A 2422-nucleotide genomic window follows, 5' to 3' on the forward strand; every position below is an offset into this window, starting at 1 on the left:
TCTTATCCGCCAGCACCACCGTCGGTGCCGCATCATGCAGGATATGCCCCAGACGTTCACCCGGATAAGCGGGGTCCAACGGCACATAGGCACCGCCGGCTTTCAGTATTGCCAATATCCCCACCACCATCGCCGGTGAACGCGACACACAAATCGCCACTCGCTGATCCGGCGCTACGCCCAGCGCAATAAGCTGATGGGCCAGCCGGTTAGCCCGGGCATTTAATTCGGCATAACTGAGCGTTTGTTCTTCATACACTAACGCTGTCGTGTCAGACGTTTTCTCCACCTGTTGTTCAAACAACTGATGGATACATAACGGGTCAGGATAAGCGGCTTCCGTCGCGTTCCAGGTTGTTAACAACAAGGTACGCTCCGTTTCCGGCAGAATGTCCAACTGCCGTACCGGCATTTCCGGGGCCTGTTCCAGCGCGGTCGCCAGGCTTTCCAATGCCTGCTGCATATAACCGCACAGACTTTCCGGATCAAACGGCTGCACGACCTGCGCCGTCAGCCCCAGGGATGCGCCAAAATCCTCCACCGCCAGTATTAACGGATAGTTGGTCCGCTCCTGTCCGCCAAGCAATTCAATACCGTCGATCAGTTCATGTGACGTTGCCGACAAAGCATTATGCCGATAGTTCAATAGCGCGCTAAAGAGTGGCGTACCGCTGGCAACCCCACTGCAACGCTGAGCCAGCGCCAATGAAGCATGTTCATGCGCCAGTAATCCGGCCAGTCGGGTATGGGTGGTCTGTACGCTATCCCGTACCGGGGTTTCATCGATATCCAGCCGTAACGGCAGGGTATTAATAAACAGCCCCATGCCATTGTCAGCCCCGTCTCCCGCCGCCATACGCCCAAACAGCACCGTACCGAACACCACTTTCTCTTGTCCGCTGGTACGCGACAACACCTGCGCCCAGGCCAGATGACACAAGGCCGCCAGACTGACCTCCAAACGCCGGGCCTGGCCACGCAGACGGTCATTCAATTCAGGCGTCAGCATCCGGTGGGATTCCGTCACCTGTGAACCATCACGATGCACCTCCGTCAATCCAAATGGCAGCGTCGGTTCGTCCACCGCCGCCAGCATCCCGGTAAAGAAACGGGTGTGTTCCTCCTGACTCATGCCCAACCGGGCTTCAGCCACTAAATTACGGAAAGAGACTGGAGAAGTCAGACTCTCCTCTCGTTCGGCAAGATACGCCTTAACCTCACTGTTCATCACGTCCAGCGTGGTATGGTCGCCAATCAGGTGATGCAGTAATTGCAACACCGCCCAACGACCATCCGTCTCCTGCGCCACCACAAACCGCAACAATGGCGCTTGATCCAGCTCAATACGATAATGACGGGGATTAAAACGTTGAGCCAGTTGTTCACCAATCGGCCCATCCGCCGGGTCTAAATCCAACTCAGTGACCGATAAAGACGCCTGACGCCAGACGACCTGAGCCGGCACAGACAACTCTTGCCAGACAAAGGCGGTACGCAAAACATCGTGGCGGTCAACCACTTGCTGTACTGCCGCCAGATAACGGTCCAGCAGAGCCCGATCAGCGAAGACCATCCGGCCAGTTAACAAATAGGGATCGCCTTCGTTTGCCAGTAAGTGGTGGAACAAAATCCCGTCCTGCAACGGCGACAGGGCATAGATATCCTGAATGTTGCTCACCCCGCCCGGCACCTGTCTGACGATGCAGTCAATGTCAGCCTGAGTCAAATCAATCAGCGGCAACATCGCCGGCGTCAGGGCGGTCGTTGCCGGCGTGATGACGTTAGGCGGCACTGTCACCGCCTGATGCTGCCCCAGTGTTTTCGCCAGGTCTGACAGCACCGGCGACTGGAACAGATCACGCGCCGTCAGCGACAATCCCAGGTAACGCAGGCGTTCAACCATCCGTATTGCCAGCAGCGAATGACCGCCCAGCGCAAAAAAGCTGTCATACCGGCTGATCTGCTCAATCCCCAGCAACTCACGCCAGATAGCCGCCAGCGCGATTTCTGTTTCTCCCTGCGGCGCGGCGTAAACCTGGCGGACAAAGGCGTCATTGTCTGGCACCGGTAACGCCTGACGATCCAATTTACCGTTTGGCGTCAATGGCAGCGCATCCAGCCGCACAAAGGCCGCCGGCACCATGTAGTCAGGCAACTGAACGCTCAGGTGTTCGCGTAAACGGTTAATCAACCCCTCGCTCGCGTCTGCCGCCACATAGGCCACCAGCCGTTTGTCCTGCCCTTCCCCCTGTGCCAATACCACCGATTCATTCACCGCCGGGTGTTCCGCCAGCCGGGATTCAATTTCCCCCGGTTCAATGCGGAAGCCACGGATTTTCACCTGCTGGTCGTTACGGCCCAGAAATTCCAGATTGCCGTCCGGCAAATAACGGGCGACATCCCCGGTGCGGTACATCCGGGC

Annotated in this window: 1 protein-coding gene; it reads right to left on the reverse strand. The window is 57.4% G+C overall.

Annotated elements, in window-relative coordinates:
* Positions 1-2422 (reverse strand): condensation domain-containing protein (locus EAE91_RS23250; RefSeq protein ID WP_214090510.1); only part of this gene is annotated, 2422 nt, incomplete at both ends.

Origin of the sequence: Photorhabdus noenieputensis, from assembly GCF_018448935.1 — a bacterium.
Classification (GTDB): domain Bacteria; phylum Pseudomonadota; class Gammaproteobacteria; order Enterobacterales; family Enterobacteriaceae; genus Photorhabdus; species Photorhabdus noenieputensis.